Raw genomic sequence first — 7,139 nt, 5'->3', positions numbered from 1 at the left:
AAAACGCTATGAACTATTTGAAAAGATAGAACAAGAACTGAAAGAGCTATGGTAAACAAATAAAATATGACATAATTTTCAATAAAATTATCCTACTTGTTTTTATAAGAATAAAACCTTGAATAAATTCAAGGTTTTATTTTAAAAGAGCAAAAATAATATAAAAAATAACCGCTTGTATTAAATTATTCTACCATTTTAGTTACATACAACGTAATCCCATCAACACGTTGAACCTGTACTTTATCACCTAAATTAAGCCCTATTCCCATCACTCGCCAAGTGGTATCGCCAAACTTACCTCTAGCAACGCCATTTTCCAGTATTTCAACAATTATACCTTGCATACCAATCATTGATTGCTCTCTTGAATTGAGCGATGTAGATTTATCATCTTGTTTATCTTTAGTATGTTGATATTTCCACCAAATCAAGCTAAAGACAATGGCTAGAATCGCGAAGCCACTAATTTGAATACTCACAGATAAATCAGGCAATAGCCAAACCAGCATTGCCAGCAAAATGGCAGAAAATCCCCACCACATAATCAATACGCCTGGAATAATTAATTCTAAAGCAAGTAACACAAAGCCTAAAATTAACCAACTACTCCAGTTAAATAGCCAATCCATATTTTCTCCTTGCTAAAAGCAGAACTACTTACTGCTATTCTTAGTGCCTTTTAATAATTCAGCAATACCTGCAACAGAACCGATTAAATTGCCCGCTTCAAGAGGCATTAACACCACTTTACTGTTTTCTGCCGAACCAATATCTTTTAATGCTTCAGTGTATTTTTGAGCAATGAAATAATTAATTGCGGTGGTATCGCCTTTTGCAATAGCCTCAGATACCATTTGAGTTGCTTTTGCCTCCGCTTCTGCTGCACGTTCACGAGCTTCCGCTTGTAAGAATGCTTCTTGACGCTCCCCTTCGGCTTTTAAAATACGAGATTGCTTTTCACCTTCTGCACGTAGAATTTCAGCTTGTCGGATACCTTCTGCTTCTAAAATGTCTGCACGTTTATTGCGTTCAGCTTTCATTTGAGCATTCATCGCAGCTACTAATTCTTTTGGTGGGCGAACATCACGAATTTCAATTCTAGTTACTTTTACCCCCCAAATATTGGTTGCTTCATCAACAATCGAGAGCAAGCGACTATTAATGACATCACGTTGTGAAAGCATATCATCTAAATCCATCGAACCTAACACAGTACGCATATTTGTCATTGTTAAATTTACAATCGCCTGTTCTAAATTATTCACTTCATAAGCTGCCCGGCGAGCGTCAATGGTTTGAACAAAGCAGACTGCATCAATAGACACACTGGCATTATCACGAGAAATAACTTCTTGCGATGGAATATCTAATACCTGTTCCATCATATTGATTTTTCGTCCAACTCTATCAATAAAAGGTAAAACAATATTTAGTCCCGGAGTGAGGGTTTTGGTGTAACGCCCGAAACGTTCAATTGTCCAATGATAACCTTGTGGCACAATTTTGATGGTTGAACTTAGTGCTACCAGCACCAATATTGCAAATGTAGCACCTAAAATCGGTAAATCAAATTCCATCTTTTTCTCCTTTAAATGAACAATTAAATTTCAATAGGTAGTTGCCAATTAATTGGGGATATTTCTTTTGAAATCAAGTAATTATTTGCTTTTGAGAAATGTTTACAGCCAAAAAATCCACGATAAGCCGACAATGGCGATGGGTGCGGAGAAGCTAACACACAATGTCGATTACGATCGATAAACTGCCCTTTTCTCTGAGCGTGGCTACCCCAAAGTAAAAACACCAAATTCTCTCGATGTTCATTTAATTGTGCGATAACTTTATCGGTAAAAATCTCCCAGCCAATTTGTGAATGTGAGCCTGCTCTACCTTGCTCAACAGTTAAACTCGTGTTTAACATAAAAACGCCTTGTTTTGCCCAATCAATTAAATAACCGTGATGCGGAATCTGAAATCCTTCAATATCTTCGGATAATTCCTTATACATATTCAACAAAGATGGAGGTGGAGCAACAGGAGGTTTAACTGAAAAGGCTAATCCGTGTGCTTGATTTGGTCCGTGATAAGGATCTTGTCCTAGAATCACCACCTTCACATTGCTAAATTCTGTTAAAGCGAAAGCACTAAATACCTCATTTTGTGGCGGATATATTACTTTGCCTGATAACCGCTCATTATGCACATATTGCAAAATCTGTTGAAAATAATCTTTTTGCTTTTCTTCGCCTAAGGCTTCCGTCCAAGTTTTCATAAAAACACCCAATTATGATTAAATTTCATTCAAATAGAATACTGTAAGCTAAAAATGGTTAAATTTTTATCGCTTTTTATCTAAAAACAGGTACAATGATTTCAAATAAATTTGAATATTTAAACTTTTTTCGTAATTTTCAATTTCACTCTTTATAGGAGAACTTAAAATGATTAAAGGTGTACAAATCACTGAGTCAGCAAACAGCAACTTATTAAACTCTTTTTGGTTATTAGATGAAGCTAAAAATGAAGCTCGTTGCTTAGCAGCTAAAGCGGGTTACCAAGAAGATCAAATCGTTGCTATCAGTGAATTGGGCGACATTGCATACCGCGAAGTACCAGTAAATGTTGCTCCAACTATCAAAGTGGAAGGTGGTCAGCACTTAAACGTGAATGTTTTACGCCGTGAAACATTAGAAGATGCAATCAAAAACCCGGAGAAATATCCACAATTAACCATTCGTGTTTCAGGTTATGCCGTGCGTTTCAACTCATTAACCCCTGAACAACAACGTGATGTTATTACTCGTACTTTTACTGAAAGTCTATAATAACAGTTTTTAATGCGAAGAAGCACCCATATTGGGTGCTTTTTTATTGCTTATTAGCGAATAACAAGCGGTCAAAATACTGTTTAAATTTACAAAAAATTTAAATAAAGTATTGACACTGTTTTTTTACACAGTAAAATACCCTGTATAAAAAGACAGATAGAGGATCTCACAATGGCTTCATTAAAACAAATTTCAACACAAACGGTATCTCATCAACCGATTCCGCTTTATCGGGATTTTAACAGTAGCCGTTCTGTAAAACTTGATCTTAATTCACTTTGTATTAAACGCCCAACGGATACGTTTTTCATTCACGTTAAAAACCCTAACTTAATTGCGTGGGGAATCGAACTTGATGATCTGCTGATTGTAGAAAATACCGACCACTATTTAGTGAATGATTTATTGGTATTAGAAAAAAATGGCGAATATAAATTCTATCAATTCTTTAGTGAGCTTGAAAATGCACAAGGCGTGAATGAAAAAATTCTATTTTCATTGGATGTAAGCGAACCAAACTTAAGAATTACTGATTGGAATGAAGTCAAAATTTCCGGCGTGATTACAAACGTAGTACATCAAATGCGTACTCGTGGAGCATTTACACAAAGTAAGCAACGAGTGGCATAATAGAAATAAAAAATAAGGGCACTAGTCCCCTTATTCATTCTTTAAATTACTCGGCGAGATTGAGTGTAAGTTCTTGACCAATAGCTTTCTGATAATGAACTAGTAGTTACACCACGACTTGAACTTGCGTGAACAAATTTACCGTTACCGATATAAACACCTACGTGGTTGTTTTTACGGAAGAAAACTAAATCGCCCGGGCGTAAATCTGATTTTGAAATAGAGCGTCCAATATAGCGTTGTTCTGCAGTTGAGCGAGGCATATCTCTATTAAATGCTTTCTCCATCACTTCACGCACGAAAGCAGAACAGTCAATACCGGCTTTAGTTGTACCGCCCATTCGGTAGCGTGTACCAACCCAGTTGCGATAAACACTATTAATACGATTACTGCTACTCGCAGTTTGTTCTGCACGTGGAGAATGTTGAGGACGATTTGTTGAGATAGAAGATTTAGATAATCTTTCTGCTTTACTTGCAATGATTTGATTAGGTGTTGCTGGTTTTGTACTTAAACTCGCAACAGCAATGGAAGAATAACTACCAAAAACAGCCAAAATGGAAGTAATGAATAACGGTTTTAGGGTTACTACAAAAAGATTTTTTTTCATAATTAATATCTCGTCTCGCCAGAACAATTACAGCGGTTTATTCCTTAAATTACGATCTTTAGAAGATCAAAAAAACATACAAAACAAAAGTCTGGATCGCTCCAGACCAACATCTCGGACCAGTATAACCTATTTTAGTTCCAATGTGCGAAGAAATTTTATTTCATCTGCCCAAATTTCAGGTAATATTGTTTCTAAAATAAGCGGAATGCGGTCAAAATTTGAACTCTGCATAATAAATGTAAAAACTTCTGTACCAATTGTGCCTTCTCTTAGCGTATGGTGTCTATCTACACGGCTACCTAATGGCGTTTTTGAACCATTTAAGTGCATCCCTTTTAAATAATGGAAACCAACCGTTTGATTAAAGTCATTAAATACTGCTTCGCTTTTTTCATAGGAGCTAATATCGTAACCAGCCGAGAATAAATGACAAGTATCCAAACATACACCAACTCGATTTTTATCTTCTACTTGCTCAATAATTTTTGCTAAATGGTCAAAATGCCAACCTAAATTAGAGCCTTGTCCTGCCGTATTTTCAATAACTGCTATCACATTTGGCACTGCTTCAACTGCCATATTGATAGATTCTGCAATTCGAGACAAACAATCTTGTTCAGAAATTTTCTTTAAGTGCGATCCGGGATGGAAATTCAACAATTTCAAGCCAAGCTGATTAGCCCTACTCATCTCATCAATAAACGCAGTGCGAGATTTTGCTAACGCTTCTGCTTCTGGGTTACCTAAATTAATTAAATAACTATCGTGTGGCAAAATTTGCTCTGCTGAAAAATGATGTGCTGCACAAAATCGCTTAAATTTTTCAATAGTATCGCCTTTTAATGGCGGAGCTTGCCATTGACGTTGATTTTTAGTAAACAACGCAAAAGCATTCGCTCCGATTTCTACCGAACGCAGAACCGCATTTTCCACACCACCCGAAGCACTCACGTGAGCCCCAATATATTTCATTCTGTCCTCTCTGATGTTCTGTTATACTAACACTACTTTTATTTACCTATTTCACATTATATGAGCGAAACAACTATTAACGATTTTTCACTGCTTTGCCGTCTATTTGGCAATTTATTTTACCGAACCCCAACAGATCCGATTCTAGCCGGTACATTTAATTGGCTTGCACAAGGCGGATTACGACAACATTGGGCATTAAGCACAGATGCACAAAGCAAGAATGCATTGAATATTTTGCAAAAGAGTGCTAACCCTACGCAATTAGAAGCAAGCTATCAAGCACTTTTTGCAGAAAATGGGGCTATTGCTACAACAATTTCTACCTATGGTTTATCTGTTGAGGATTTTGTAACATTCCGCCAAGAGCGGGCAATGCCCGCATTAGAGAATGCAGATCACGTTGCATTATTACTTTTAACCGCCTCGTGGATTGAAGACAATCTTGACTCTACACTTGCACAAAAAACACTATTTGAGCGTTTTTTGCTCCCTTGTGCCAGTCAATTTTTAGGTAAAGTAGAAGCCTTTGATAGTGGTTTTTATAAAGCTCTGGCTCAATTAACCCGTGATGCCTTAAGTGCTATGGCTGATGAGCTTGAAGAAAGCGAGCAAGAAGCAGTAGAATAAACAACCAATTCAACTAAGTGAATTTGGATATGAGGACTTGGATATGAAAATAGCAAAATTAGGTTTAACCCTTTCGCTTTCATTCATTTTAACTGCCTGTGCCTTAACGCCTGAACAACAAGCGGAACGCCGAGCGAAACAAGTAAGAGCGGAACAAGATTTGCAAGTACAACTGGCAAAACAATGCGATGTTGAAGCCGCAGAATTAATGCACCAACAATTTAATCCGCCGCTTAGTCAAACAGAAAAAGAAGAAGCTGAATTTAAAAAGCGTTATGCAGAAAAAGTTAATGACCCAATGTTTCAAGCCTGTTATAAAATGGCGTGGCAAAACTACAAATCTCAGTTAGAACTGGAAGAAATGCGTTGGAATTACGAGAGAGAAATGTATTGGGGCGGTTGGGATAGCTGGCGTTATTGCTATTATTGTTGGTAATAAATACAAGCGGTCATTTTTCTTCGATTTTTTGTAAAAAACTTGAGAAAAATAACCGCTTGTTAAAGCCAAATTCTTATTTTGCGTTTTGCTTCGCCCAATCTAAGAAACGTTTTTGGGTTTCTTTATCCGCTTTTTGGAATAAAAGTTGTAATTCAGCGTCTGAGACTTTATTTGTATCGACAATAATTTGTCCTTTTGCCTCAAGCGGTGCTGTCGCAAATTTTTCAACAGACGCAACATTCTTAGCTAAATTATATTTACTCAAGTTTTCTTCCACACGCGTACTCGCTAAAAAACCTTCGCCTTTTAAGAAATCTTGCTTGTGAGCAATCACTTTTCCTGAATCGGTTTTAATCGTTACCGTTTGGTTTTCTTTAAATTTACGCAGATCTAATTTTGATTTTAATCTCGGAGTTTCTAATTTGGCATTTTCCGCTGTGCCTTGAAAGGTCAAGATCATTTGATCGGAATTAAAGTAATCGCCATCAATTGTTCCACCAACTTCCACAACAACTTGATGAGTTTTATTTTCACTGATTTGCACAGAAGTTGTTCCTTTTTTTACTCGCTGTCCATCAAAAGCTAAAATTTCTACCATTGATGAGGAACTTAATGTGCCGGCAACGCTTAGAGAACTTACAACTAAAGCTGCCGCCGTTAATACCGTTTTGGTTAATTTCATTTAAAACCCCTAAAATAATTTACGAAACAAAAAGATTTTGCTTATCCTATGCTAATTTGAATGAAAATAGCAATGTTTTATTTGATTTGTTATCGAATTTGCTTATTATAAGCGTAATTTATTTAACTGGAACAAACTATGAGTGATGAGCAGCAAAATATAAATACAACTGAAAAATCGGAGAAAAAATCCATTTTACACTCTCTATTTAGTGGGCTTTTTCAAAATGAGCCTAAAAACCGTGAAGATTTGGTTGAGGTCATTCGAGATTCTGTTGAGAATGAACTGATTGATAGCGACACCAGAGAAATGCTTGAAGGGGTAATGGAAATCTCTGAATT

Annotated in this window: 10 protein-coding genes and 1 pseudogene; 5 read left to right on the top strand and 6 right to left on the bottom strand. The window is 36.5% G+C overall.

The genetic code is table 11. The features are described from left to right. Positions 1-185: 185 nt before the first annotated feature. The 3 genes from ACJHV0_RS03295 to ung are packed head-to-tail and all read right to left on the bottom strand — an operon-like array spanning position 186 to position 2,275. Positions 186-632, bottom strand: coding sequence for an NfeD family protein (locus ACJHV0_RS03295; RefSeq protein ID WP_025236274.1), 447 nt, complete (start codon positions 630-632; stop codon positions 186-188). 24 nt (positions 633-656) lie between these two features. Continuing rightward, positions 657-1,580, bottom strand: a complete 924-nt coding sequence (locus ACJHV0_RS03290; protein ID WP_483133374.1) for an SPFH domain-containing protein — start codon at positions 1,578-1,580, stop codon at positions 657-659. Between the two features lie 23 nt (positions 1,581-1,603). Next, complete coding sequence (ung, locus tag ACJHV0_RS03285) at positions 1,604-2,275, bottom strand: uracil-DNA glycosylase (RefSeq protein WP_025236276.1); 672 nt, start codon at positions 2,273-2,275, stop codon at positions 1,604-1,606. A 169-nt stretch (positions 2,276-2,444) separates the two neighbouring features. On the opposite strand from ung, the gene grcA reads away from it, so the two are divergent. Continuing rightward, positions 2,445-2,828 carry an autonomous glycyl radical cofactor GrcA gene (gene grcA / locus ACJHV0_RS03280; RefSeq protein WP_025236277.1) on the top strand — a complete coding sequence of 128 codons (384 nt, stop codon included), beginning with the start codon at positions 2,445-2,447 and terminating at the stop codon, positions 2,826-2,828. A 174-nt stretch (positions 2,829-3,002) separates the two neighbouring features. Then, entirely contained in the window at positions 3,003-3,461 is a 459-nt protein-coding gene (locus ACJHV0_RS03275; protein ID WP_025342739.1) for a LexA family protein, read from the top strand. Between the two features lie 41 nt (positions 3,462-3,502). On the opposite strand, the gene ACJHV0_RS03270 is transcribed toward ACJHV0_RS03275, so the two are convergent. Together ACJHV0_RS03270 and nfo are read right to left on the bottom strand one after the other, a co-directional pair. Next, the gene (locus ACJHV0_RS03270) at positions 3,503-4,072 is read right to left on the bottom strand and encodes a C40 family peptidase (protein WP_283385630.1); all 570 of its coding nucleotides are present in this window, start codon (positions 4,070-4,072) and stop codon (positions 3,503-3,505) included. 129 nt (positions 4,073-4,201) lie between these two features. Then, complete coding sequence (gene nfo / locus ACJHV0_RS03265) at positions 4,202-5,047, bottom strand: deoxyribonuclease IV (protein WP_334254152.1); 846 nt, start codon at positions 5,045-5,047, stop codon at positions 4,202-4,204. 60 nt (positions 5,048-5,107) lie between these two features. On the opposite strand from nfo, the gene ACJHV0_RS03260 reads away from it, so the two are divergent. Both ACJHV0_RS03260 and ACJHV0_RS03255 read left to right on the top strand, forming a co-directional pair. Continuing rightward, complete coding sequence (locus tag ACJHV0_RS03260) at positions 5,108-5,677, top strand: TorD/DmsD family molecular chaperone (RefSeq protein ID WP_483133373.1); 570 nt, start codon at positions 5,108-5,110, stop codon at positions 5,675-5,677. 43 nt (positions 5,678-5,720) lie between these two features. Beyond that, positions 5,721-6,113 carry a hypothetical protein gene (locus tag ACJHV0_RS03255; protein WP_025236294.1) on the top strand — a complete coding sequence of 131 codons (393 nt, stop codon included), beginning with the start codon at positions 5,721-5,723 and terminating at the stop codon, positions 6,111-6,113. Positions 6,114-6,189: 76 nt separating this feature from the next. Here ACJHV0_RS03255 and ACJHV0_RS03250 read toward each other — a convergent pair whose 3' ends face one another. Then, entirely contained in the window at positions 6,190-6,798 is a 609-nt protein-coding gene (locus ACJHV0_RS03250; RefSeq protein ID WP_483133372.1) for a DUF2057 family protein, read from the bottom strand. 138 nt (positions 6,799-6,936) lie between these two features. Here ACJHV0_RS03250 and ACJHV0_RS03245 point away from each other — a divergent pair. Then, positions 6,937-7,139, top strand: a pseudogene (locus ACJHV0_RS03245) (magnesium/cobalt efflux protein); the annotation flags it as partial.

Source organism: Mannheimia sp., from assembly GCF_056854775.1.
The sequence above is the reverse complement of the archived record's forward strand: the minus strand, read 5'-3'. Positions and strand labels throughout refer to the sequence as shown.

Coding starts and splice junctions, on each gene's coding strand:
- ACJHV0_RS03260 (WP_483133373.1), top strand. CDS start 5,108: ATGAGCGAAACAACTATTAACGATTTTTCACTGCTTTGCCGTCTATTT.
- ACJHV0_RS03255 (WP_025236294.1), top strand. CDS start 5,721: ATGAAAATAGCAAAATTAGGTTTAACCCTTTCGCTTTCATTCATTTTA.
- ACJHV0_RS03250 (WP_483133372.1), bottom strand. CDS start 6,798: ATGAAATTAACCAAAACGGTATTAACGGCGGCAGCTTTAGTTGTAAGT.
- grcA (WP_025236277.1), top strand. CDS start 2,445: ATGATTAAAGGTGTACAAATCACTGAGTCAGCAAACAGCAACTTATTA.
- ung (WP_025236276.1), bottom strand. CDS start 2,275: ATGAAAACTTGGACGGAAGCCTTAGGCGAAGAAAAGCAAAAAGATTAT.
- ACJHV0_RS03290 (WP_483133374.1), bottom strand. CDS start 1,580: ATGGAATTTGATTTACCGATTTTAGGTGCTACATTTGCAATATTGGTG.
- ACJHV0_RS03275 (WP_025342739.1), top strand. CDS start 3,003: ATGGCTTCATTAAAACAAATTTCAACACAAACGGTATCTCATCAACCG.
- ACJHV0_RS03270 (WP_283385630.1), bottom strand. CDS start 4,072: ATGAAAAAAAATCTTTTTGTAGTAACCCTAAAACCGTTATTCATTACT.
- ACJHV0_RS03295 (WP_025236274.1), bottom strand. CDS start 632: ATGGATTGGCTATTTAACTGGAGTAGTTGGTTAATTTTAGGCTTTGTG.
- nfo (WP_334254152.1), bottom strand. CDS start 5,047: ATGAAATATATTGGGGCTCACGTGAGTGCTTCGGGTGGTGTGGAAAAT.